A 23977-nucleotide genomic window follows, 5' to 3' on the forward strand; every position below is an offset into this window, starting at 1 on the left:
GCATGAATGTGCGGCTAAATAGCGGAAATTCAAAGAATTTGCTTGCAGCGAAGCGAGATAAGTTATTCTTATTATCAAATCCCGAACAATGACGGGGCAATTTGCTGATTTAACAGTGAAATGCCCCATCTGTTGTTCATCAATGACAAAAATGCTGCACAACCTGGGTGATAAGCGCATGAGTCGGCTTGATAAATGCGGTATCAATAAACTCATCCGGCTGATGGGCTTGATTGATAGATCCCGGGCCTAACACCAGCGTTGGGCACAATTGCTGGATAAATGGCGCTTCAGTGCAATAGTTCACCACTTCAGTCGGCACGCCCAATAGTTTCTCCACCACTTGCACCAGCTCATGATCGGCAGGGCATTCGTAGCCTGGAATAGGCGGATGCAGCTCGCCCACGGTTAAACGTCCCGGCCAGCGCGCGCTGACCGGCGCCAACGCGTCGTTCAGCAGACCATCCAAATCGCTCAGAGTTAAGCCCGGCAGCGGACGAATATCCATGTGCAATTCACAGCAGGCGCAGATGCGGTTAGCCGCGTCGCCGCCATGAATATGGCCAAAGTTCATGGTTGGATATGGAATAGCAAAGCCGTCGTGGTTGTAGCGTTCTTTCAAGGTGTTACGCAGCTGCATCAGTTGAGTGATGGATTCATGCATCAGTTCGATGGCGTTCACGCCGCGCGACGGATCGCTGGAGTGGCCCGATTGCCCCTGAATACGGATCACATTCGATAGATGACCTTTGTGCGCGCGCACCGGTTTGAGCGACGTTGGCTCGCCGATAATGGCGCAATCCGGACGCAGCTGGGTCGATTCAGAGAAATACTTCGCACCCGCCATGGTGGTCTCTTCATCGGCGGTTGCGAGGATGTATAGCGGCTTGCTGAGTTTGGTCACGTCAACGTCACGCAGCGCATCCAGAATAAACGCGAAGAAGCCTTTCATATCGGCGGTGCCCAAGCCATAAAGCTTGTTGTCGTGTTCGGTCAGCGTGAAGGGATCGCGCGTCCAGCGGCCATCATCGTAGGGTACGGTATCGGTATGGCCGGCCAGCAACAGGCCGCCCGCGCCCAATCCACTGCGCGCCAGCATATTGAATTTATGCCGCGTGCCAGGCACCGGCTGCACTTCGACGCTGAAGCCAATATCGCGGAACCAGCCGGCCAGCAAATTGATTAAAGTTTCATTACTCTGATCCAGTGCGCTGTCGGTTGCGCTGATTGATGGCGTGGCAATCAACTGGCGGTAGAGTTCGATAAAAGGTGGTAATTTTGTCTTCACTGTTGACGGTCCTTGGGTTAGGATGTATCAATATTCATGCATTAATAGTGAATAAAAATACAATAACGTCGCTTGCATGTGAAGCATCAAATCTTCTGCAAACGGCATCCTGGGCAACGGGGCAAGGCCGCGACCCGATACGTGTGACTGTAATAAGGTATACAGCCTGATGTTGAATACGCTGATCGTTGGTGCCAGTGGTTACGCTGGCGTAGAGCTTGCCACCTACCTGAATCGCCATCCGCATATGAACATAACCGCTTTGGCGGTTTCAGCGCAAAGCCCGGATGCTGGAAAGTTATTGTCGGATTTGCATCCGCAGCTCAAAGGCATTGTCGATTTGCCGCTGCAGCCGCTGAGCGACGCCGCAGAATGGGCCGATAAAGTGGATGTGGTGTTCCTCGCGACTGCCCACGAAGTCAGCCACGATCTGGCACCCGAATTCCTCAAAGCAGGTTGCGTGGTCTTCGATCTCTCCGGCGCGTTCCGCGTCAACGACGACGCTTTCTATACGCAATATTACGGTTTCAGCCATCAGCATCAGGATTGGCTGGATAAAGCGGTTTACGGTCTTGCCGAATGGCAGCACGACCAAATCAAAGACGCGCAGCTGGTTGCGGTGCCGGGTTGCTACCCAACCGCAGCACAGCTTTCGCTGAAACCACTCATCGAGGCCGGTCTGCTTAACGATGCACAGTGGCCGGTGATTAATGCTACCAGCGGCGTGAGCGGTGCAGGGCGCAAAGCTAATGTTGCCACCAGCTTCTGTGAAGTGAGTTTGCAGCCGTACGGCCTGTTTAATCATCGTCATCATCCGGAAATCGTCGCGCATCTCGGCACGCCAGTGATCTTCACGCCACATCTGGGCAGTTTCCCGCGCGGAATCTTGTCGACCACCACCTGCCGCCTGAAAGCGGGCGTGACGCAGCAGGATGTGGCCGAGGCCTTCCATCATGCTTACCACGACAAACCGCTGGTGCGCGTGTATGACAAAGGCGTTCCGGCGCTGAAAGCGGTGGTCGGTTTGCCGTTCTGCGATATCGGCTTCGCCATGCAAGGCGAGCACCTGATTGTGGTCGCCGCTGAAGATAACCTGCTGAAAGGCGCCTCATCGCAGGCGGTTCAGTGTTTGAACATTCGTTTCGGCTTCCCCGAAACGCTGTCTCTGATTTAACCAACGGATAACGCAATGAATCCTTTAATCATTAAACTGGGTGGCGTGCTGCTGGATAGCGAAGAAGCGCTGGCCCGTCTGTTTGATGCCCTGCTGGCGTATCGCAATGCACATCAGCGTCCGCTGATCATTGTGCACGGCGGCGGTTGCGTGGTGGACGAGCTGATGAAGAAGCTCGCGCTGCCGGTGAAAAAGAAGAACGGTTTGCGCGTGACGCCAGCCGATCAGATTGACATTATTACCGGTGCGTTAGCCGGTACCGCCAACAAAACGCTGCTGGCGTGGGCGAAGAAATATGGCATCGGCGCCGTGGGTTTGTGCCTGGGCGATGCCGGTTTGGTCAATGTGGCGCAGTTCGATGAAGAGCTCGGCCATGTTGGTAACGCCACGCCGGGTAATCCGGCGCTGGTGAACACTTTGCTGGCGGCAGGCTACATGCCGGTGATCAGCTCGATTGGTATCACCGACGGCGGCGAGTTGATGAACGTCAATGCCGACCAGGCCGCGACCGCGCTGGCCGCAACGCTCGGTGCCGATTTAGTGCTGTTATCCGATGTCAGCGGTATTCTCGACGGCAAAGGTCAGCGCATCGAAGAGATGACTGCAGCGAAAGCGGAACAGCTGATCGCCCAGGGCATCATCACCGATGGCATGGTCGTGAAAGTGAATGCGGCGCTCGATGCGGCGCGCACGCTCGGTCGCCCGGTGGATATCGCCAGCTGGCGTCATGCTGAACAACTGCCAACCCTTTTCAACGGCGTGTCGATTGGCACCCGGATTCTCGCATAATCAAGGATTAAGACATGAGCACGCAAAACATCAAAAAAATCGTACTGGCTTATTCAGGCGGCCTCGATACTTCAGCCATCATTCCGTGGTTGAAAGAGAACTACGGCGGCTGTGAAGTGGTGGCGTTTGTGGCGGATATCGGTCAGGAACGTAGCGATCTGGAAGGCGTTGAGAAGAAAGCGCTGCAGTCCGGCGCTTCTGAGTGCCACGTGGTGGATCTGCGCGAAGAGTTCATCAGCGAATATGTTTATCCAGTGCTGCAGACCGGCGCACTGTACGAAGGCACTTACCTGCTGGGAACGTCGATGGCGCGTCCCATCATCGCTAAAGCACAGGTTGAGCTGGCATTGAAAGTGGGCGCTGATGCGCTGTGCCACGGCGCAACCGGCAAAGGTAACGACCAGGTGCGTTTCGAAACCACCTACACCGCGCTGGCGCCACAGCTGAAAGTGGTTGCGCCATGGCGTGAGTGGAACCTGCGTTCACGTGAAGCGCTGCTGGATTACCTGAAAGAGCGCAACATCCCGACCACCGCGTCGCTGGAAAAAATCTACAGCCGTGATGAGAACGCATGGCACATCTCCACGGAAGGTGGCGTGCTGGAAAGCCCGGCTAATGCACCGAATAAAGATTGCTGGGTGTGGACCGTTGATCCGCTGGAAGCGCCCGATCAGCCAGAAAACGTCACGGTTACCGTCGAGAAAGGCCGCGTCGTTGCGGTGAACGGCGAGAAGCTGAGCCCGTTCCAGTGCCTGGAAAAACTTAACGTGCTGGGCGCGAAACACGGCGTGGGTCGTATCGACATCGTGGAAAACCGTCTGGTGGGCATTAAGTCGCGTGGCTGCTATGAAACTCCGGGCGGCACCATCATGGTGAACGCGCTGCGTGCGGTTGAACAGCTGGTGCTGGATCGCGATAGCTTCAAATGGCGTGAGCAGCTGGGCCACGAAATGTCTTACGTGGTTTACGATGGCCGCTGGTTCGCGCCGCTGCGTAAATCTATCCAGGCCGCTGCCGAATCACTGGCAGAAGAGGTGAACGGTGAAGTGGTGCTGCAGCTGTACAAAGGCCAGGCCACGGCGATTCAGAAAACCTCTGCTAACAGCTTGTACTCAGAAGAGTTTGCCACCTTTGGCGAAGACGAAGTTTACGATCACCGTCACGCGGGCGGCTTTATCCGTCTGTTCTCGCTCTCTTCACGCATTCGCGCGCTGAACGAGCAGAAGAAGTAATACCGCGGCAAGCGACACATTTTGCAAGGGCGGCTTCGGGCCGCCTTTTCTATAACGGATTCAGGAGTAATTCAGATGGCACTTTGGGGCGGACGTTTTTCGCAGGCAGCAGACCAACGGTTCAAACAGTTCAATGATTCGCTGCGTTTTGATTATCGCCTGGCCGAGCAGGACATTACCGGCTCGATTGCCTGGTCAAAAGCGCTGGTCACGGTCAATGTGCTGACCCATGACGAGCAGCAACAGCTGGAAAGCGCGCTGCAGGAACTGCTGGCCGAGGTACGTGCCAATCCTGAACAGATTCTGCAAAGCGATGCCGAAGATATTCACAGTTGGGTGGAAGGCAAGCTAATCGATAAAGTCGGCGCGCTGGGCAAGAAATTGCACACCGGCCGTAGCCGTAACGATCAGGTCGCGACCGATCTGAAACTGTGGTGCAAAGAGCAGGTTGCCGTGCTGCTGGAGGCGACGCGTGAACTGCAATCCGCGCTGGTTACCACCGCAGCAGCCAATCAGGATGCAGTGATGCCGGGTTACACGCACCTGCAACGTGCGCAGCCAGTGACCTTCGCGCACTGGTGCCTGGCGTACGTTGAGATGCTGGCGCGTGATGAGAGCCGTTTACAGGATGCGCTGAAGCGTATGGACGTCAGCCCGCTGGGTTGCGGCGCGCTGGCCGGTACCGCGTATGAGATCGATCGTCAGCAGCTGGCGGGCTGGTTAGGTTTTGCGTCTGCCACGCGTAACAGCCTTGATACCGTTTCCGATCGCGACCATGTGCTGGAGTTGCTGTCAGATGCCTCGATTGGCATGGTGCATCTGTCGCGCTTTGCGGAAGACCTGATCTTCTTCAACACCGGCGAAGCGGGATTCCTGGAGCTGTCGGATAAAGTGACTTCCGGTTCGTCGCTGATGCCGCAGAAGAAAAACCCGGATGCGCTGGAGCTGATCCGTGGCAAATGTGGCCGTGTACAAGGTGCGCTAACCGGCATGATGATGACGCTGAAAGGCTTGCCGCTGGCGTATAACAAAGATATGCAGGAAGACAAAGAAGGGCTGTTTGATGCACTCGACACCTGGCTCGACTGCCTGCATATGTCGGTGCTGGTGCTGGACGGCATTCAGGTGAAACGTCCACGTTGCCAGGAAGCCGCTGAACAGGGCTACGCTAACTCCACCGAGCTGGCCGATTATCTGGTGGCAAAAGGCGTACCGTTCCGTGAAGCGCACCATATTGTCGGTGAAACGGTGGTCGAAGCGATCAGGCAAGGGGTGGCGCTGGAAGCGCTCAGTTTGGCGCAACTCAAGCAGTTCAGCGCGGTAATTGAGGATGATGTCTATCCGATTCTGTCGCTGCAATCTTGCCTTGATAAGCGTAATGCGCAGGGTGGCGTGTCGCCTCAGCAGGTCGCATTTGCCATCGGTGAAGCCCAGAAACGCCTAAGTGAGTAAATCGGTGCGCATAAATGCGCACCCTACATTGTAGGGGCGCCATTCATGGCGACCGGGCAAATTCAGAGCAAAAAAAAGCGGGCACCGTTTCGGTAGCCCGCCAACCTCTAGCTTCGGAATTACATCTTTTTTTATAGGCACATCATCAAGGGCAGGCCACTCCCAGCCGGCACAGTGATTGGTTTTAAGCAGATTGCAGGTACTGCTCCAGATCGTCGCTGCCGCCAATATGACGACCACCGATAAATACCTGAGGCACCGTGGCGCGGCCTGATACGGCACGCAGACTCACGGTTGTGGCATCTTGCCCCAGGACGATTTCTTCAAACGCAATGCTGCGATCAATCAGCAGCTGTTTCGCTTTGGTGCAGAATGGACAGCCGGGTTTGGTGAACACCGACACGGATTCCTGCACCTTATATTCAGGCGCCAGATAGCGCAGCAGCGTATCAGCATCCGACACTTCAAACGGATCGCCCGGCTTGTTCGGCTCGACAAACATCTTCTCAATGATGCCGTTGCGCACCAGCATGGAATAACGCCACGAGCGCGGACCAAAACCCACGTCGGCTTTTTCTACCAGCATATTCATACCGCGGGTGAAGTCGCCGTTGCCGTCCGGAATAAAGGTGATATGTTCAGCGCGCTGATCGGCCTTCCACGCATTCATGACAAAGGTATCGTTAACGGACACGCACAGAATGCTGTCGACCCCGTGCTGCGCAAAGGTGCTGAACAGCTCGTTGTAGCGTGGCAGGTGGCTCGATGAACAGGTTGGCGTAAACGCCCCCGGCAGCGAGAACACGATAACGGTTTTGTCTTTGAACAACGCGTCAGTCGTGAGATCAACCCAACGATCATGCTGACGCGTGTGAAAGGTAACCTGCGGTACGGCTTTGCCTTCCTGGCTTGCGAACATATCTTCTCCTCACTATTCAATGGTCTTAATTCTATGGGGCGTATTATTCCCGCTCGCGGCTTGATAGGGCTAATCGTTCATTGCTATTCTATCTATCGCCACGGGCTATCGTGGTTTGGAGGATTTGCATGAATATTCGTGATCTTGAATATCTGGTTTCACTTGCGGAGCATCGCCATTTCCGGCGTGCAGCTGATGCTTGTCATGTCAGCCAACCCACCTTAAGTGGACAGATTCGTAAGCTTGAAGATGAACTTGGTGTGATGCTACTGGAGCGTACCAGTCGTAAGGTGTTATTTACCCAGGCGGGTCTGCTGCTGGTGGATCAGGCGCGAACCGTGCTGCGTGAAGTCAAAGTGCTTAAAGAGATGGCGAGCCAGCAGGGCGAAGCGATGTCTGGACCGCTGCACATTGGTTTGATCCCAACCACCGGGCCCTATCTGCTGCCGCACATCATTCCGATGCTGCATCAGACCTTCCCCAAACTCGAAATGTATCTGCACGAAGCGCAGACGCAGCAACTGCTGGCACAGCTCGACAGCGGCAAGCTGGATTGTGCCATTCTGGCGCTGGTGAAAGAGAGCGAGGCCTTTATTGAGGTGCCGCTGTTTGATGAGCCTATGACGCTGGCGGTTTACGCCGATCATCCATGGCGCGATCGCGATCGCGTGCCGATGTCGGATCTGGCCGGTGAAAAATTGCTGATGCTGGAGGATGGCCACTGCTTGCGCGACCAGGCGATGGGTTTCTGCTTTGAAGCCGGAGCGGATGAAGATACGCATTTCCGCGCCACCAGTCTGGAAACGCTGCGCAATATGGTTGCGGCTGGAAGCGGCATCACCTTGCTGCCTTCGCTGGCCGTGCCGAATGAGCGCGTGCGTGATGGTGTTTGCTATCTGCCGTGTTATAAGCCGGTGCCGCAGCGCACTATCGCGTTGGTTTACCGTCCGGGATCGCCTCTGCGCAACCGCTATGAGCAGTTGGCAGAAGCAATTAAAACCCACATGCAGGGTTACCTGGATACCACGTTAAAACAGGCGGTTTAAGCCGTTTAACGCCGCCACGCGATAGGCTTCGGCCATGGTGGGATAGTTGAAGGTGGTATTCACGAAGTACTCAATCGTATTGCCACCGTTCTTCTGTTCCATGATGGCCTGACCAATGTGGATGATCTCCGCAGCACGCTCACCAAAGCAGTGAATGCCTAAAATCTCTTTGGTTTCGCGGTGGAACAAAATCTTCAGGCTGCCGACGTGCATGCCAACAATTTGCGCACGCGCCAGATGTTTAAACTGCGCACGACCCACTTCATACGGCACTTTCATCGCAGTAAGCTGCTGTTCGGTTTTACCCACTGAGCTGATCTCCGGAATGGTATAAATCCCGGTTGGAATATCCTCGATCAGATGTGCGGTGGCTTCACCTTTGATGATCGCCTGTGCGGCAATGCGGCCCTGATCGTATGCGGCGGATGCCAGGCTTGGATAGCCAATCACGTCGCCGACCGCATAGATGTGCGGCTGCGCGGTTTGGTACATGCTATTTACTTTCAGCAGGCCACGACCATCCGCTTCCAGTCCTACGTTTTCCAGCGCCAGTGAATCAGTGTTACCCGTTCGGCCGTTGGCATACAGCAGGCAATCCGCTTTCACTTTCTTGCCTGATTTCAGGTGAATGATCACGCCATCATCAACGCCTTCAATTTTCTCGAACTCTTCGTTGTGACGAATCACCACGCCGCTGTTCCAGAAGTGATAGGAGAGCGAATCGGACATCTCCTGATCGAGGAACGCCAGCAGGCGATCGCGGGTGTTGATCAGGTCAACCTTGACGTTCAGGCCGCGGAAAATCGACGCATATTCACAACCAATCACGCCGGCGCCGTAGATGATGACGTGGCCAGGTTCATGGTGCAGGTTGAGGATGGAATCGGAATCGTAAACGCGCGGGTGGGTAAAATCGACATCCGTTGGATGATACGGGCGAGAACCACAGGCAATCACAAATTTCTCTGCGGTTAGGCGCTCGCGCGTGCCGTCTGGCTGTTCCACTTCGATGGTGTTGGCATCAACAAAACGCGCATCGCCCTGATACAGTTCACAGCGGTTACGCTCATAAAAACCCTGACGCATTGCGGTTTGCTGGCTGATAACGTTCTCGGTGTGGTTCAGAATGTCGGCGAATGAGGAGCGCAGGAGTCGAGTGTGATCGCTGTAAAGAGGGTTTTGATTGAACTCGATAATACGGCTAACAGCGTGGCGCAAGGCTTTGGAAGGGATGGTTCCCCAGTGAGTACAACCGCCGCCGATGTTGTGGTAGCGTTCGATCACTGCAATACGCGCTCCCTGCTTCACCAGCCCCATCGCCGCACCTTCGCCGCCCGGACCGGAGCCAATCACAATGGCATCGTAATCGTAAGACTTTTGCATACCAGTACGTCCTATTTTTTTATCACATTTTTACAACGAGATTCTAACATCTCGCCGCGCACATCTGAATTCTAACAGCGTAAATTGCTGAAGTTTGACAAAGCGTGAGGTTCACAGCCATTCACAAAGTTTGCACCGCTGTACGCTGAAAAGTTTGTTATAGTGCCTGCCAAATCATCGACAAGGCCGGGAAAATGGGCGTCAGAGCGCAACAAAAAGAACGTACACGACGTTCACTGATTGAAGCTGCCTTCAGTCAGTTAAGTGCAGAAAGGAGTTTTGCCAGCCTGAGTTTGCGTGAAGTTGCACGTGAAGCCGGGATCGCGCCGACCTCGTTTTATCGCCACTTCCGCGATGTGGATGAACTTGGCTTGACCATGGTGGACGAAAGCGGCTTGATGCTGCGTCAGCTCATGCGGCAGGCGCGCCAGCGCATTGCCAAAGGCGGCAGCATCATTAAAACGTCGGTGGCAACTTTTATGGAGTTCATCGGGAACAATCCCAACGCTTTTCGGCTCTTACTACGCGAGCGCTCCGGAACCTCGGCGGCGTTTCGTGCTGCGGTGGCGCGTGAGATTCAACACTTTATCGCCGAACTGGCCGATTATCTTGAGCTGGAAAATCGTATGCCGCGCAGTTTCACCGAGGCGCAGGCTGAAGCCATGGTGACGATTGTGTTTAGTGCGGGTGCTGAAGCGTTAGATGTCGATATTGAGCTGCGACGCAAGCTTGAAGATCGCCTGGTGCTGCAGCTGCGTATGATCGCCAAAGGTGCGTATTACTGGTATCGCCGGGAGCAAGAGCGCCTGTCGGTTACCCTGGAAAAACCCGAAGAGTAATGTGATAAGGATAAAGAAATGATTGAGCAAAACCCTCGCGATAAAGGGACGCTTTTGTTGGCTTTTATCACCGGTTTAGCTATCAACGGCTCCTTTTCGGTGCTGTTCAGTACGTTTGTTCCCTTTTCGATTTTTCCGTTGATCGCGCTTGGCCTTGCCGCCTGGTGTCTGCATCAACGTTATCTCAACCGCAATATGCCAGAAGGCATGCCTTCGCTGGCGGCGGCATTCTTCCTGTTAGGTATTCTGGTGTATAGCGCGCTGGTGCGGGCTGAATATCCGGATATCGGCTCCAACTTTATCCCGACCATTCTGATGGTGGCGCTGGTGTTCTGGATTGCCATGCGTTTTCGCCGCAAAAACAGAAACTAAGCCTTTCGGTACGCATGAATGCGCACCCTACAAAACTGACGCATGGCGCACCGGTTTTGTAGGGGCGCCGTTCATGGCGACCCACTCTTTATTTGCCAATCAGGCTTTCAGCGTCAGCAGCACGCCGCACTCCATGTGATGGGTATACGGGAACTGATCGAACAGCGCGAGGCGCGTGACATCATGGGTTTCTGCCAGCACCGCAAGGTTATCGCATAGCGTTTGTGGATTGCAGGAGATATAAAGGATGCGCGGATACGCCTGCACCATCTTCACGGTTTCCGCATCCAGCCCGCTGCGTGGTGGATCGACGAAGATGGTTTCACACTGATAACTCTTCAGATCGATGCCTTCTAAACGATTGAAACTGCGCACGCCGTTCATCGCCTGAGTGAACTCTTCCGCTGCCATGCGAATAATTTGCACGTTATCAATCTGGTTGGCGGCAATGTTGTATTGCGCGGACGCTACTGACGGCTTGGCAATCTCCGTAGCCAGTACGCGGCGGAAGTTACGCGCCAGCGCCAGCGAGAAGTTGCCATTACCGCAATAAAGTTCCAGCAGATCGCCGCGCGAATTCTGCGTCACGTCCAGCGCCCACTCCAGCATCTGAATATTCATCGCTGCGTTAGGCTGGGTGAAGCTGTTCTCCACCTGACGATAAATCATCTCTTTGCCCGCTACCGGCAAGCGTTCATCGACGAAATCGCGATCGAGACAGATTTTAGTTTTGGTGGCGCGGCCAATCAGCTGCACATCAAAACCTTCGGCACGCAGGTTATCGCGCAGGGCGCTGGCGGCGAGCGTCCACTCTTCTTCCAGCTTGCGGTGATAGAGCAGTGAGATAACGATTTGGTTGCTCATGGTCGAGAGGTAATCGATCTGGAACAGCTTAAAACGCAGCGCGCGGTTATCGCGGATCGCATCCATCAATCTCGGCATTAGTTGGTTGATCAATTCACTGGCGGCCGGGAAGCGATCGACGCGGATACGTTGTTTAGTCTCCTGATCAAAGATGATGTGGTAGAGATCGTCCCCGTCATGCCAGATGCGGAATTCGGCGCGCATACGATAGTGGCTGACCGGTGAGCGGAACACCTCCACGTCGGGCGCGGCAAAGGGCACCATCATCGCCTGTAAGCGGCTGACTTTTTCCGCCAGTTGCGCGTCGTATTGTTCAATCGGGAGCTGTTCGGGTGTCATCTTTAATCCTGGTAATAAGCTGGCTTGCCGGGCGATTGTAGGCATTCAACTGATGATGTCCAGCCCTGCGCAACACACGATGGCTGGAAGTCTGGATTTCCGGCCTTCCTGGCCTTAGACTGCGCCTGCCGGCCTCCTTGAGTTAAAAGGGAATCCAGTGTGAATCTGGAGCTGACGCGCAGCGGTAAAGAATGTCGTGGTGATGGCACCTATAAACACTGTCCTGTCGGATGGGAAGTTTTTCACCATTTATGATTCTCAGCCCGAAGACCTGCCGGTGTGACGTCGCAATACATACGACCATCGCGTGCTATTGGTTGTAGTCATGCGGCATCCTGCTTCGTCTTTTGGATGCTATAACAATGAAAAAAACACCCGCTTCGCTGTTTGCCTTTAGTGCAACGGCGTTGTCTCTCTGGGCCCAATTTGGCTACGCCCAGCAGAATGATGATACGCAAATCGTTACCGCCAACCGCTTCGCGCAGCCGGTCTCTTCGGTGCTGGCGCCCACCACCGTTGTTACCCGCGAAGATATCGATCGCTGGCAGTCAAAAAGTCTCACCGATGTGATGCGCCGTTTGCCGGGCGTGGATATTGCGCAGAACGGTGGGCTGGGCCAATCCAGCTCTCTGTTTATTCGCGGAACTAACTCAAGCCATGTGCTGGTGCTGATTGACGGTATTCGTCTTAATCAGGCTGGTGTTTCGGGTTCATCCGATCTCAGTCAAATTCCTCTTTCGTTGGTGCAGCGCATTGAATATGTGCGCGGTGCGCGCTCGGCGGTATATGGCTCGGATGCGATTGGCGGAGTGGTTAACATTATTACCGGCCGTGCAAAACCCGGTACCACCCTGACCGCGGGCATAGGCTCTAAAGGCTATCAGAGTTATGAAGGTTCGACGCAGCAGCAGATCGGTGATGCCACTAAGCTGACAATGGCGGGTAATTATACCTATACCAGAGGCTACGATGTGGTGGCTAACCTGCCTGACGTGTATGGCGATCCCGCGCAGAAAGATCGCGATGGCTTTATGAGTAAATCGCTCTATGGCTCACTGGAGCACCAGTTTAGCGATGAGTTGAGCGGTTTCGTGCGCGGCTACGGTTTTGATAATCGCACGGCTTACGACGGTACTTATAGCTATGACAGCAGCTTCAATATCCTGGGACTGGATGATACTCGCCAGCTCTATAGCCAGACCTGGGACACCGGCCTGCGTTACAACCATGACATCTATTCAACTCAGCTGATTGCCAGCTATAGCCGAACTAAAGATTTTAACTACGACCCGCGTACCGGCCGCTATGGCCCGGCGACCACACTTGATGACAGCAAGCAGTACAACCTGCAATGGGGCAACACCTTCCAGGTTGGCACAGGTACGGTCAGCGGTGGTGTGGATTGGCAGAAACAGACGACTGAGCCGGGAACGGCGTATGTCACCAACAGCACTGAACAGCGCGATACGGGCATTTATGCGACGGCTCAGCAGCAGTTTGGCAGCGTCACTGTAGAAGGCGCGGTACGTGGTGATGATAATAGTCAGTTTGGCTGGCACAGCACCTGGCAGAGTGGCGCTTCCTGGGAGTTTGTTGAGGGCTACAGTGTCTTTGCTAACTATGCCACAGCCTACAAAGCACCGCGTCTTGGCCAGTTGTATGGATCTTATGGCAACAGCGATCTCAAGCCGGAAGAGAGCAAACAGTGGGAAGGTGGCTTTGAAGGTCTAACCGACCCAGTGAACTGGCGCGTATCGGGTTACCGCAACGATATCGATAATCTGATTGATAGCGATCCCAGTACCTACGTTTATTACAATATTAATAAAGCGCGTATTAAAGGTGTTGAGGCAACGGCTTCATTTGATACGGGTCCGCTGAGTCATCAGCTTTCATATGATTATGTTGATGCGCGTGATGCCGAAACCAACCAGCAGCTGGCGCGTCGTGCTAAGCAGCAGGTTAAATATCAGCTCGACTGGACGCTCTATAATTTTGACTGGTCTGTGACTTATCACTATCTCGGCGATCGTTACGATACCGACTACAACCACTCCTATACTGCGCAGCGCGTTAAATTGGGCGGTGTAAGTTTATGGGATCTGGCAGTTTCGTATCCGGTCACATCACAGCTCACCGTTCGTGGTAGAATTGCCAACCTGTTCGATAAAAACTACGAGACAGTGTATGGCTATCCAACTCCAGGAACGGAGTACTACCTCAGCGCCAGCTACAGCTTCTGATCTCCGCCCCACTGTGCTGGTGTTTGACTCCGGCGTGGGTGGGCTTTCCGTTTATGATGAGGTCCGGCATCTACTGCCGGATCTTCACTATCTCTACGCCTTCGATAATGAAGGTTTTCCGTACGGCGAAAAATCCGAAGACTTTATTGTCGAGCGTGTGGTGGCTGTGGTGACGGCTATTACGCAGCGTTTTCCGTTAGCGCTGGTGATCATTGCCTGTAACTCTGCCAGCACCATTTCTTTGCCGGCTCTGCGTGAACGCTTCGAATTTCCGGTTGTGGGCGTGGTGCCTGCGATCAAACCGGCAGCACGTCTGACGCGTAACGGCGTTGTGGGATTGCTGGCCACGCGTGGCACGGTAAAGCGTCCTTATACGCATGAGTTAGTGACGCAGTTTGCCCGCGATTGCAAAATTGAAATGCTCGGTTCTGCTGAGCTGGTGGAATTAGCAGAAGCGAAGCTGCATGGCGAAGATGTTGAGCTCGCAGATGTACGCCGCGCTGTGCAACCCTGGCTACGTATGAAAGAGCCGCCGGATACCGTGGTGTTGGGATGTACGCATTTCCCTTTATTGCGTGATGAGCTGCAATTGGTGCTTCCAGAAGGAACGCGGCTAGTGGATTCGGGGGCCGCCATTGCGCGTCGTACCGTCTGGTTATTAGAGCATGAAGCGCCGCATGCTGTTTCATCCGGGCAGAATTTAGCGTTCTGCACGCGTATGGATGCGGAGGTGACGAAATTATCACCAATTCTGCAGCGTTATGGCTTCCCGTTGCTGGAAAAATTAGCAGTTTAATCGCGTTTCGCCGAAAAAATCAGCACTCGGAAATTAATTTGAAATTAGCGCTTGTCAGCCCCGAAGAAATCCCTATACTGCGCCTCCACTGACACGGAACAACGGCTTACGAAGCGAAGTGTTCAGGAGGTGGTCTTCAAGGCAACCTTCAGAAAAGCAAAAATAAATGCTTGACTGAAAATGCGGAAAGCGTAATATACGCATCCCGCGCCGCTAGAGAAATCGCGGCACTGCTCTTTAACAATTTATCAGACAATCTGTGTGGGCACTCGCAGGATTGATATCAGCGTCTCCGGACGCAGCAAAATATCAAGTCTCACGAGTGAACACATAATGAAATTCATTATGACGTTTTACAGATGAGCATCGCTGCACTTGTTGCAGCAAATCAAACTTAAATTGAAGAGTTTGATCATGGCTCAGATTGAACGCTGGCGGCAGGCCTAACACATGCAAGTCGGACGGTAGCACAGAGAGCTTGCTCTCGGGTGACGAGTGGCGGACGGGTGAGTAATGTCTGGGAAACTGCCCGATGGAGGGGGATAACTACTGGAAACGGTAGCTAATACCGCATAACGTCGCAAGACCAAAGTGGGGGACCTTCGGGCCTCACACCATCGGATGTGCCCAGATGGGATTAGCTAGTAGGTGGGGTAATGGCTCACCTAGGCGACGATCCCTAGCTGGTCTGAGAGGATGACCAGCCACACTGGAACTGAGACACGGTCCAGACTCCTACGGGAGGCAGCAGTGGGGAATATTGCACAATGGGCGCAAGCCTGATGCAGCCATGCCGCGTGTATGAAGAAGGCCTTCGGGTTGTAAAGTACTTTCAGCGGGGAGGAAGGCGGTGAGGTTAATAACCTCACCGATTGACGTTACCCGCAGAAGAAGCACCGGCTAACTCCGTGCCAGCAGCCGCGGTAATACGGAGGGTGCAAGCGTTAATCGGAATTACTGGGCGTAAAGCGCACGCAGGCGGTCTGTCAAGTCGGATGTGAAATCCCCGGGCTTAACCTGGGAACTGCATTCGAAACTGGCAGGCTAGAGTCTTGTAGAGGGGGGTAGAATTCCAGGTGTAGCGGTGAAATGCGTAGAGATCTGGAGGAATACCGGTGGCGAAGGCGGCCCCCTGGACAAAGACTGACGCTCAGGTGCGAAAGCGTGGGGAGCAAACAGGATTAGATACCCTGGTAGTCCACGCCGTAAACGATGTCGACTTGGAGGTTGTTCCCTTGAGGAGTGGCTTCCGGAGCTAACGCGTTAAGTCGACCGCCTGGGGAGTACGGCCGCAAGGTTAAAACTCAAATGAATTGACGGGGGCCCGCACAAGCGGTGGAGCATGTGGTTTAATTCGATGCAACGCGAAGAACCTTACCTACTCTTGACATCCACGGAACTTGGCAGAGATGCCTTGGTGCCTTCGGGAACCGTGAGACAGGTGCTGCATGGCTGTCGTCAGCTCGTGTTGTGAAATGTTGGGTTAAGTCCCGCAACGAGCGCAACCCTTATCCTTTGTTGCCAGCGGGTAATGCCGGGAACTCAAAGGAGACTGCCAGTGATAAACTGGAGGAAGGTGGGGATGACGTCAAGTCATCATGGCCCTTACGAGTAGGGCTACACACGTGCTACAATGGCGCATACAAAGAGAAGCGACCTCGCGAGAGCAAGCGGACCTCATAAAGTGCGTCGTAGTCCGGATCGGAGTCTGCAACTCGACTCCGTGAAGTCGGAATCGCTAGTAATCGTAGATCAGAATGCTACGGTGAATACGTTCCCGGGCCTTGTACACACCGCCCGTCACACCATGGGAGTGGGTTGCAAAAGAAGTAGGTAGCTTAACCTTCGGGAGGGCGCTTACCACTTTGTGATTCATGACTGGGGTGAAGTCGTAACAAGGTAACCGTAGGGGAACCTGCGGTTGGATCACCTCCTTACCTGAAGATACCTTCCCGCGAAGTGCTCACACAGATTGTCTGATAGAAAGTAACGAGCAGAAAAAACCTCTACAGGCTTGTAGCTCAGGTGGTTAGAGCGCACCCCTGATAAGGGTGAGGTCGGTGGTTCAAGTCCACTCAGGCCTACCAAATTTCTTCTCATGCTGCGTTAAAGCGCCGCTCGTATAGTGAACTATACGTCGCGACACTTTGCCTTGCCTGAAAAGAAATTACCGTTTGTGAAAACGGAACTCCTGGTGAGTGGTAGTAGCGGTCTCTGCAGTAACTGTATGGGGCTATAGCTCAGCTGGGAGAGCGCCTGCCTTGCACGCAGGAGGTCAGCGGTTCGATCCCGCTTAGCTCCACCATTACAGTGACTCAAAACAATACTTCAGAGCAAACCGGAAACGGTGTGCTGCGAAGTATTATGCTCTTTAACAATCCGGAACAAGCTGAAAATTGAAACGACGTGTTGGTTCATTTCTCCGTAATAAGAAATGAATAACAACATGTTCGAGTCTCTCAAATGCTTGCAGTCCCAAGCGTTGCAAAACGCCTGTGGGTTGTGAGGTTAAGCGACTAAGCGTACACGGTGGATGCCCTGGCAGTCAGAGGCGATGAAGGACGTGCTAATCTGCGTAAAGCGTCGGTAAGGTGATATGAACCGCTACAGCCGACGATGTCCGAATGGGGAAACCCGGTGCACCCAGTGCATCATCGCAACATGAATACATAGTGTTGCGAGGCGAACCCGGGGAACTGAAACATCTAAGTACCCGGAGGAAAAGAAATCAACCGAGATTCCCCCAGTAGCGGCGAGCGAACGGGGAGCAGCCCAGAACCTGAATCAGTTTGTGCATTAGTGGAAGCGTCTGGAAAGTCGCACGACACCGGGTGATAGTCCCGTACACGAAAGTGCACATTCTGTGAGTTCGAAGAGTAGGGCGGGACACGTGGTATCCTGTCTGAATATGGGGGGACCATCCTCCAAGGCTAAATACTCCTGACTGACCGATAGTGAACCAGTACCGTGAGGGAAAGGCGAAAAGAACCCCGGCGAGGGGAGTGAAACAGAACCTGAAACCGTGTACGTACAAGCAGTGGGGGCCTCTTTATGGGGTGACTGCGTACCTTTTGTATAATGGGTCAGCGACTTATATTCTGTAGCAAGGTTAACCGTATAGGGGAGCCGCAGGGAAACCGAGTCTTAACTGGGCGTTAAGTTGCAGGGTATAGACCCGAAACCCGGTGATCTAGCCATGGGCAGGTTGAAGGTTGGGTAACACTAACTGGAGGACCGAACCGACTAATGTTGAAAAATTAGCGGATGACTTGTGGCTGGGGGTGAAAGGCCAATCAAACCGGGAGATAGCTGGTTCTCCCCGAAAGCTATTTAGGTAGCGCCTCGTGAACTCATCCTCGGGGGTAGAGCACTGTTTCGGCTAGGGGGCCATCCCGGCTTACCAACCCGATGCAAACTGCGAATACCGAGGAATGTTATCACGGGAGACACACGGCGGGTGCTAACGTCCGTCGTGAAGAGGGAAACAACCCAGACCGCCAGCTAAGGTCCCAAAGTCATGGTTAAGTGGGAAACGATGTGGGAAGGCACAGACAGCCAGGATGTTGGCTTAGAAGCAGCCATCATTTAAAGAAAGCGTAATAGCTCACTGGTCGAGTCGGCCTGCGCGGAAGATGTAACGGGGCTAAACCATGCACCGAAGCTGCGGCAGCGACGCGTATGCGTTGTTGGGTAGGGGAGCGTTCTGTAAGCCGTTGAAGGTGGCCTGTGAGGGTTGCTGGAGGTATCAGAAGTGCGAATGCTGACATAAGTAACGATAAAGCGGGTGAAAAGCCCGCTCGCCGGAAGACCAAGGGTTCCTGTTCAACGTTAATCGGAGCAGGGTGAGTCGACCCCTAAGGCGAGGCTGAAAAGCGTAGTCGATGGGAAGCAGGTTAATATTCCTGCACTTGGTGTTACTGCGAAGGGGGGACGGAGAAGGCTAGGTTATCCGGGCGACGGTTGTCCCGGTTTAAGCGTGTAGGCTGACACCTTTGGTAAATCCGGGGTGTCTTAAGGCTGAGGCGTGACGACGAGCCACCACGGTGGTGAAGTAACTGATGCCCTGCTTCCAGGAAAAGCCTCTAAGCTCCAGGTAACACGAAATCGTACCCCAAACCGACACAGGTGGTCAGGTAGAGAATACCAAGGCGCTTGAGAGAACTCGGGTGAAGGAACTAGGCAAAATGGTGCCGTAACTTCGGGAGAAGGCACGCTGGCGCGTAGGTGAAGGGACTTGCTCCCGGAGCTGAAGCCAGTCGAAGATACCAGCTGGCTGCAACTGTTTATTAAAAACACAGCACTGTGCAAACACGAAAGTGGACGTATACGGTGTGACGCCTGCCCGGTGCCGGAAGGTTAATTGATGGGGTTATCCGTAAGGAGAAGCTCTTGATCGAAGCCCCGGTAAACGGCGGCCGTAACTATAACGGTCCTAAGGTAGCGAAATTCCTTGTCGGGTAAGTTCCGACCTGCACGAATGGCGTAATGATGGCCAGGCTGTCTCCACCCGAGACTCAGTGAAATTGAAATCGCTGTGAAGATGCAGTGTACCCGCGGCAAGACGGAAAGACCCCGTGAACCTTTACTATAGCTTGACACTGAACATTGAGCCTTGATGTGTAGGATAGGTGGGAGGCTTTGAAGCGTGGACGCCAGTCTGCGTGGAGCCAACCTTGAAATACCACCCTTTAATGTTTGATGTTCTAACGTAGGCCCGTAATCCGGGCTGCGGACAGTGTCTGGTGGGTAGTTTGACTGGGGCGGTCTCCTCCCAAAGAGTAACGGAGGAGCACGAAGGTTGGCTAATCCTGGTCGGACATCAGGAGGTTAGTGCAATGGCATAAGCCAGCTTGACTGCGAGAGTGACGGCTCGAGCAGGTGCGAAAGCAGGTCATAGTGATCCGGTGGTTCTGAATGGAAGGGCCATCGCTCAACGGATAAAAGGTACTCCGGGGATAACAGGCTGATACCGCCCAAGAGTTCATATCGACGGCGGTGTTTGGCACCTCGATGTCGGCTCATCACATCCTGGGGCTGAAGTAGGTCCCAAGGGTACGGCTGTTCGCCGTTTAAAGTGGTACGCGAGCTGGGTTTAGAACGTCGTGAGACAGTTCGGTCCCTATCTGCCGTGGGCGCTGGAGAATTGAGGGGGGTTGCTCCTAGTACGAGAGGACCGGAGTGAACGCACCACTGGTGTTCGGGTTGTCATGCCAATGGCACTGCCCGGTAGCTAAGTGCGGAAAAGATAAGTGCTGAAAGCATCTAAGCACGAAACTTGCCCCGAGATGAGTTCTCCCTGACTCCTTGAGAGTCCTGAAGGGACGTTGAAGACTACGACGTTGATAGGCCGGGTGTGTAAGCGCAGCGATGCGTTGAGCTAACCGGTACTAATGACCCGTGAGGCTTAACCTTACAACGCCAGAGGCGTTTTGGTGAGAGAGACCAGAGATTTTCAGCTTGTTTTACCGGATAAAGAATTCAGTTTTGTCCTGCGGAGTTAAGTCCGAAGGATTTTGCGCTGAAGCAAGGCGGCAAACGAGACGCTACGAGGGAGCATACGAGGGTATGTGACGGAGTAGCGCGAGAGCGGCCAACGCAGCAGCAGCGTAAAAGACATAGGACAGAGCGAAAAGAATTTGCCTGGCGGCTTTAGCGCGGTGGTCCCACCTGACCCCATGCCGAACTCAGAAGTGAAACGCCGTAGCGCCGATGGTAGTGTGGGGCCTCCCCATGCGAGAGTAGGGAACTGCCAGGCATCAATTTAAGACCCGTTATCGGGTCGTGACCTTCCCGGTGACGCGGAAAGGGTGAAACACCTGAAATCAGAACGATTTTCTGATATCAGTACAGAATCGGTGGAGCGGTAGTTCAGTTGGTTAGAATACCTGCCTGTCACGCAGGGGGTCGCGGGTTCGAGCCCCGTCCGTTCCGCCACCCTAATTAGGGGCGTAGTTCAATTGGTAGAGCACCGGTCTCCAAAACCGGGTGTTGGGGGTTCGAGTCCCTCCGCCCCTGCCAGAAAATAATCCTTTGCTTCGGCAAAGGATTTTTTTTGTCCAAAATTTAGCAGTGAAAAGAGTTTGAGTTTCACTGTGATCCACTCAAACTTGCTCATTTACTCTATTAGTGTGTCAGTACCGGATATTTAAGTAACTGGCGAATGTGACTTTGTTGATCGCTATTCTGCAGCCACACCGCATATAAAGGTCGCACAGCGACAGGTGTATCTGGAATAACCATCAAATCACTATAAATCCCGTGCCAGAAATCAGGTAAAAATGCACAGGCACCGGTGGTATGCAGCAATTCACGCGTCACATGCGCTGATGTAGTGGTTAATACGGGCACATCATCACTGGATAGATAACTTTCATGCTGATGGAAATCTGCTCCCCATTCCAGTTTAATGTAATCATACTTTTCACGCTTCTCCGTTTTGCGCGCGCGGAATAATGCGAGCGAGATATGACCAATCTGCTGACTGGTTAATTCGTCCATTTTTGGCGCTTCAGTGGTAATCAACAGATCCAGTTGGCGTTCATGTAATTGCTTAACCAGCAGGTGTCGCTGGGCAATTCTTGCCTCAAGATGAAGACTTTCTCTATTCTCATAAAGCGTTTGTAACCAAGGGGTTAAGTAGGCTTCCCAAAGGGATGCGCTACCTCCTATAGAAAGCTCATGGTGCTGTTGGGTATGTGAAACTTCCTTCTTGGCCATCAACCAGGTACTCATCAAGCTTTCGGCATAGGGTAATAAACGCTCGCCTGCTGAGGTCAACCGGATGTTATTACGATGGCGAGTAAAGAGGTTAACACCCAGTTGATTCTCCAACTGACGAATGCGGAAACTAACGGCTGATTGCGTGAGGTAGAGCGCTTCAGCAGCACGCCCGAAATGGCGCGTTCTGCTCACTTCGAGGAAAGTTTTCAGTAATTCCGTATCCACACCATTCTCCCAAAAATTGTTTGTCGTACTGATTTAAATGTTTTGTTTTACACTCTGTCAAGCCTATCTAATACTCCGCGCCATAAATAGCACGGCCATATGAGAGTCAGGAGCGTGTAAAATGGCGGATAGCTTCGCAACAACAAATCGTTTCTTTGATAACAAACATTACCCACGTGGTTTTTCGCGCCATGGTGATTTCACCATTAAAGAAGCCCAGCTTCTGGAGCGCCACGGTTACGCCTTCAATGAATTGGATCTCGCAAAGCGTGAACCCACTACAGAAGAAGAGCGTTCTTTTTTAGAAGTATGTCGTGGTCTTCGTGAGCCGCAAACGGAAGCTGAGCGTGTATGGTCAAAATACACTGCGCGTATCAAGCGTCCTAAGCGTTTCCACACGCTGTCTGGTGGTAAGCCGCAGATGGATACGGTGGAAGATTTCAGCGATAGTGATGATTAAAAAAATGGGGCTTATATAAGCCCCATTTTTTATTCCAGGCTCTTGTGCAAATAGATCATTAAACGGTCAATGCTACGATATCCCACCGCTTCCTGCAGATGGCTCCGCGTAATCTGTTCTTCACCCGCTAAGTCAGCAATTGTTCTCGCCACTTTTAAAATCCGCTGCCAGGCGCGTACTGAAAGTCCTAACGAATTCAGCACCCCTTCCAGCCATTCAGCTTCCTCCTGCCTCAGCGAACACCAACGTAAAATCTCAGGGTTTGAAAGTTGTGCGTTTATTTTGCCACTGCGCGCCGTCTGAATCTTGCGGGCAGCTATAACACGTCTTAGCACTTCAGCACTGCTTTCGCTAACTTGCTGTTTCTTACTCAGGGTACCGCTGGGCAGGAGCGGTACTTCCAGCGACAAATCAAAGCGGTCAAGAAAAGGTCCTGATAGACGGCTGAGGTAACGTAAAACCTGTTGGGGCGTACAACGATTGTGGTTGCCCTGATAATGGCCCGTGGGGCTAGGATTCATGGCTCCCACTAATTGAAAGCGCGCAGGATAGGTCACTTTGGCGCGGGTGCGCGAAATAGAAATCTCGCCCGATTCTATTGGCTCACGCAATGCATCCAGCGTTTTGCGTTCGAACTCCGGTAACTCATCCAGGAATAACACGCCATTGTGCGCCAAAGAGATTTCACCCGGGCGCGGCAATGAACCGCCCCCTACCAGTGCGTACAGAGAAGCACTGTGGTGAGGGGCCCTGAACGGCCGTTTACGCCATTGATGATGCAGGTTGCCACTACTTACCAGGCTGGCAATAGCGGCGCACTCCAGTGCTTCCTGGTCGTCTAACGGGGGCATGATGCCGGGCAGACGTGTCGCTAACATGGTTTTTCCCGTACCGGGTGGACCAATCAGTAATAGGTTATGGCCACCTGCAGCCGTAATTTCCAGCGCACGCCGGCCCTGATCCTGGCCAATGATATCGCTAAGGTCCTGCGTTTGCTGATCAAGGGCTTCAGGATGATAGCGGGCAACGGTGAGCGTCGTTTTGTTATGGAGAAAGGCGCAGATATCCACCAGATGATTGCCCACCAAGGTTTCACCTTGCTGAATCAAACCAACATCCTGTTGATTCTGCTCAGCGAGTACCATTTGTCGTCCTGCTTGCAGCGCCGCCATTGCTGCCGGAATGGCGGCCTGAACGCCACAGAGCGCGCCGTTGAGGGCTAGCTCTCCCAGGAATTCATATTGCGTCAGTTTATCGTCTGGTAGCTGCTCAGAGGCTGCCAGAATCGCAATAGCAATGGGTAGGTCATAACGCCCCCCTTCTTTAGGCAGATCGGCAGGGGCAAGATTAATGGTGACGCGTTTGGCCGGGAAAGTGAAACCGCTAGTGATGATCGCACTGCGAACCCGTTCTCGTGCCTCTTTCACAGTGGTTTCGGGCAAACCGACTAATGTCAGGGCAGGCAAGCCATTACTGATATGCACTTCTACCGTGACGAGCGGAGCCTGAACCCCTAACGCAGCCCGTGTTAAAACCTTTGATAAAGACATAGCCGCTCCTTGTTGTCCTTATCATCGGTGCCTGTGTTGAGTCACTCAAATCCCTGATCTCTGATTTCGGAGGAAGATTCCGCATAATCCCTCATGATTGCGACTCTTTCAGTGAAATTCAGATCCCGTTCCCAATGGTCGAAAAAAAGTTGCCCTCCGGACGTAATGAAAATTCATCACTTATGTAAATAACCTTTTACATACAATGTGATAACGAACCGCCGCCAATGTCATTATAAAAAAATCCAATGAAAATTATTGTCAAGAGCCAGATAACTATGGTAAC

16 protein-coding genes, 4 tRNA genes, 3 rRNA genes and 1 riboswitch are annotated in these 23977 nt (G+C 53.3%); of the genes, 17 read left to right on the top strand and 6 right to left on the bottom strand.

Annotated features, from left to right (window positions below):
* Positions 1-139: 139 nt before the first annotated feature.
* A complete protein-coding gene (argE, locus tag CRO19_RS09765; RefSeq protein WP_007885409.1) occupies positions 140-1288 on the bottom strand; it encodes an acetylornithine deacetylase in 1149 nt (382 codons plus the stop codon).
* 169 nt (positions 1289-1457) lie between these two features.
* On the opposite strand from argE, the gene argC reads away from it, so the two are divergent.
* From argC to argH, 4 genes are all read left to right on the top strand, one after another.
* Positions 1458-2462, top strand: coding sequence for an N-acetyl-gamma-glutamyl-phosphate reductase (gene argC / locus CRO19_RS09770; protein WP_097095659.1), 1005 nt, complete (start codon positions 1458-1460; stop codon positions 2460-2462).
* 15 nt (positions 2463-2477) lie between these two features.
* On the top strand, positions 2478-3251 hold the full coding sequence (argB, locus tag CRO19_RS09775; RefSeq protein WP_097095660.1) for an acetylglutamate kinase: 774 nt from the start codon (positions 2478-2480) through the stop codon (positions 3249-3251).
* Between the two features lie 14 nt (positions 3252-3265).
* Positions 3266-4483 carry an argininosuccinate synthase gene (locus tag CRO19_RS09780; RefSeq protein ID WP_097095661.1) on the top strand — a complete coding sequence of 406 codons (1218 nt, stop codon included), beginning with the start codon at positions 3266-3268 and terminating at the stop codon, positions 4481-4483.
* Positions 4484-4558: 75 nt separating this feature from the next.
* On the top strand, positions 4559-5935 hold the full coding sequence (gene argH, locus CRO19_RS09785; RefSeq protein ID WP_097095662.1) for an argininosuccinate lyase: 1377 nt from the start codon (positions 4559-4561) through the stop codon (positions 5933-5935).
* Positions 5936-6119: 184 nt separating this feature from the next.
* Here the strand turns inward: argH and CRO19_RS09790 are convergent, their stop codons facing one another.
* The gene (locus tag CRO19_RS09790; protein WP_097095663.1) at positions 6120-6854 is read right to left on the bottom strand and encodes a glutathione peroxidase; all 735 of its coding nucleotides are present in this window, start codon (positions 6852-6854) and stop codon (positions 6120-6122) included.
* A gap of 128 nt (positions 6855-6982) precedes the next feature.
* On the opposite strand from CRO19_RS09790, the gene oxyR reads away from it, so the two are divergent.
* Positions 6983-7900 (top strand): DNA-binding transcriptional regulator OxyR, encoded by a 918-nt coding sequence (gene oxyR, locus CRO19_RS09795; RefSeq protein WP_097095664.1) that lies wholly within the window; start codon positions 6983-6985, stop codon positions 7898-7900.
* On the opposite strand, the gene sthA is transcribed toward oxyR, so the two are convergent.
* Positions 7883-9283 carry a Si-specific NAD(P)(+) transhydrogenase gene (gene sthA / locus CRO19_RS09800; RefSeq protein ID WP_007885417.1) on the bottom strand — a complete coding sequence of 467 codons (1401 nt, stop codon included), beginning with the start codon at positions 9281-9283 and terminating at the stop codon, positions 7883-7885. The two genes, oxyR and sthA, sit on opposite strands and share 18 nt — an antisense overlap.
* Before the next feature lie 194 nt (positions 9284-9477).
* On the opposite strand from sthA, the gene fabR reads away from it, so the two are divergent.
* Together fabR and CRO19_RS09810 are read left to right on the top strand one after the other, a co-directional pair.
* Complete coding sequence (gene fabR, locus CRO19_RS09805; RefSeq protein ID WP_097095665.1) at positions 9478-10122, top strand: HTH-type transcriptional repressor FabR; 645 nt, start codon at positions 9478-9480, stop codon at positions 10120-10122.
* An 18-nt stretch (positions 10123-10140) separates the two neighbouring features.
* Entirely contained in the window at positions 10141-10494 is a 354-nt protein-coding gene (locus tag CRO19_RS09810; RefSeq protein ID WP_097095666.1) for a YijD family membrane protein, read from the top strand.
* A 99-nt stretch (positions 10495-10593) separates the two neighbouring features.
* Here the strand turns inward: CRO19_RS09810 and trmA are convergent, their stop codons facing one another.
* On the bottom strand, positions 10594-11697 hold the full coding sequence (gene trmA, locus CRO19_RS09815) for a tRNA (uridine(54)-C5)-methyltransferase TrmA (protein ID WP_097095667.1): 1104 nt from the start codon (positions 11695-11697) through the stop codon (positions 10594-10596).
* Positions 11698-11809: 112 nt separating this feature from the next.
* Positions 11810-11991, top strand: a riboswitch (cobalamin riboswitch).
* 68 nt (positions 11992-12059) lie between these two features.
* Here trmA and btuB point away from each other — a divergent pair.
* The 9 genes from btuB to CRO19_RS09860 all read left to right on the top strand — a co-directional run bounded on the left by btuB (position 12060) and on the right by CRO19_RS09860 (position 20754).
* Positions 12060-13940, top strand: coding sequence for a TonB-dependent vitamin B12 receptor BtuB (gene btuB / locus CRO19_RS09820; protein ID WP_097095668.1), 1881 nt, complete (start codon positions 12060-12062; stop codon positions 13938-13940).
* Positions 13885-14736: a glutamate racemase gene (gene murI, locus CRO19_RS09825; protein WP_097095669.1), complete on the top strand. Its 852-nt coding sequence runs from the start codon at positions 13885-13887 to the stop codon at positions 14734-14736. The genes btuB and murI overlap by 56 nt, the downstream gene beginning before the upstream one ends.
* 396 nt (positions 14737-15132) lie before the next feature.
* Positions 15133-16673, top strand: a 16S ribosomal RNA gene (locus tag CRO19_RS09830).
* A gap of 73 nt (positions 16674-16746) precedes the next feature.
* Positions 16747-16823 (top strand) — tRNA-Ile (locus CRO19_RS09835).
* 142 nt (positions 16824-16965) lie between these two features.
* Positions 16966-17041: transfer RNA gene (locus tag CRO19_RS09840), tRNA-Ala, on the top strand.
* A gap of 201 nt (positions 17042-17242) precedes the next feature.
* Positions 17243-20148: ribosomal RNA gene (locus tag CRO19_RS09845) — 23S ribosomal RNA — on the top strand.
* Between the two features lie 227 nt (positions 20149-20375).
* Positions 20376-20491: ribosomal RNA gene (gene rrf / locus CRO19_RS09850) — 5S ribosomal RNA — on the top strand.
* Together the 16S, 23S and 5S rRNA genes with 4 tRNA genes alongside form the textbook arrangement of a ribosomal RNA operon.
* A gap of 102 nt (positions 20492-20593) precedes the next feature.
* Positions 20594-20670, top strand: a tRNA-Asp gene (locus CRO19_RS09855).
* An 8-nt stretch (positions 20671-20678) separates the two neighbouring features.
* A tRNA-Trp gene (locus CRO19_RS09860) sits at positions 20679-20754 on the top strand.
* A gap of 105 nt (positions 20755-20859) precedes the next feature.
* Here CRO19_RS09860 and hdfR read toward each other — a convergent pair.
* Positions 20860-21681, bottom strand: a complete 822-nt coding sequence (gene hdfR / locus CRO19_RS09865; protein ID WP_097095670.1) for an HTH-type transcriptional regulator HdfR — start codon at positions 21679-21681, stop codon at positions 20860-20862.
* A 121-nt stretch (positions 21682-21802) separates the two neighbouring features.
* Here hdfR and CRO19_RS09870 point away from each other — a divergent pair, with 121 nt between their 5' ends.
* Positions 21803-22141 carry a MaoP family protein gene (locus tag CRO19_RS09870; protein ID WP_007888811.1) on the top strand — a complete coding sequence of 113 codons (339 nt, stop codon included), beginning with the start codon at positions 21803-21805 and terminating at the stop codon, positions 22139-22141.
* Between the two features lie 29 nt (positions 22142-22170).
* Here CRO19_RS09870 and CRO19_RS09875 read toward each other — a convergent pair whose 3' ends face one another.
* Positions 22171-23691 (bottom strand): YifB family Mg chelatase-like AAA ATPase, encoded by a 1521-nt coding sequence (locus tag CRO19_RS09875; protein WP_097095671.1) that lies wholly within the window; start codon positions 23689-23691, stop codon positions 22171-22173.
* Positions 23692-23977: the final 286 nt, after the last annotated feature.

It is taken from the genome of Candidatus Pantoea floridensis, from assembly GCF_900215435.1.
Lineage (GTDB): Bacteria > Pseudomonadota > Gammaproteobacteria > Enterobacterales > Enterobacteriaceae > Pantoea > Pantoea floridensis.